1 protein-coding gene and 1 pseudogene are annotated in these 933 nt (G+C 67.3%); both read left to right on the forward strand.

The window, feature by feature from the left end; all coding sequences use genetic code 11:
• Positions 1 to 266: pseudogene (locus ABC138_RS17510) on the forward strand (IS21 family transposase); the annotation flags it as partial.
• Between the two features lie 55 nt (positions 267 to 321).
• A partial coding sequence (locus ABC138_RS17515; protein WP_345914464.1) for a transposase occupies positions 322 to 933 on the forward strand: 612 nt, incomplete at its 3' end.

Below are 933 nucleotides of genomic sequence, written 5' to 3' on the forward strand. Positions count from 1 at the left end.
CGAACGCGAAGGTGGTGCGCACGATCAAGGCCGCCCCGGTCGAGCTCCTGGCCGACGATCGCGCAGGCATGCTGGCGCTGCCCCCGGTGCCGCCGTCGGTGGGGTGGACCAACCGGGTCCGGCTCGGGCGCGACTACTACGTGCGCGTCGACCGCAACGACTACTCCGTCGACCCGAGCATGATCGGCGCTTTCGTCGACGTGCGCGCGGACCTGTCCCGGGTGCAGGTCCGCCACGGCGGGCGCTTGGTCGCGGACCACGAGCGTGGGGGTGTCAGATGGTCTGTGTAAGGGGCGGGTCTCCTACTGAAGGAGATTGACTATGGCTATGACCAAGCCGAAGAAGGGCGAGTCCGAGCAGGAGCCGGAGGCTCGACGGCTACGTCGTAAGTTCTTCGACGACGTGATGCTCGACAAACTGATGGCCGCCAGCGATGAACGAGGCGTGTCGCTCACGGGTGAGGGCGGGTTCCTGCCCGAGATGATCAAGGCCGTCCTCGAGCGCGGGATGGACGCCGAGCTGACCGACCATTTGGGCTACGAGAAGGGTGACCCGGGAGGGAATGGTTCGGGCAACTCGCGCAACGGCAGGACCCCGAAGACGGTCGGTACCGAGGTCGGGGACATCGGCCTGGACCAGCCGCGGGATCGCAACTCCAGCTTCGCCTCGGCGTTGGTGCCCAAGGGCGCCCGACGCCTAGGTGGCCTGGAAGACATGATCATCTCGCTGTACGCCGGCGGGATGACCATCCGCGACATCCAGCACCACCTGGCCGCGACGCTGGGCACCGAGCTGTCCCACGAGACGATCAGCAACGTCACCGACGCCGTCGCCGAGGAGGTCACCGCGTGGCAGACCCGCCCGTTGGAGGCGTTCTACCCGGTGATCTACCTCGACGCTCTGGTGGTCAAGATCCGCGACGGCGCACACGTG

Source organism: Janibacter sp. LM (assembly GCF_039631275.1).
Classification (GTDB): domain Bacteria; phylum Actinomycetota; class Actinomycetes; order Actinomycetales; family Dermatophilaceae; genus Janibacter; species Janibacter terrae.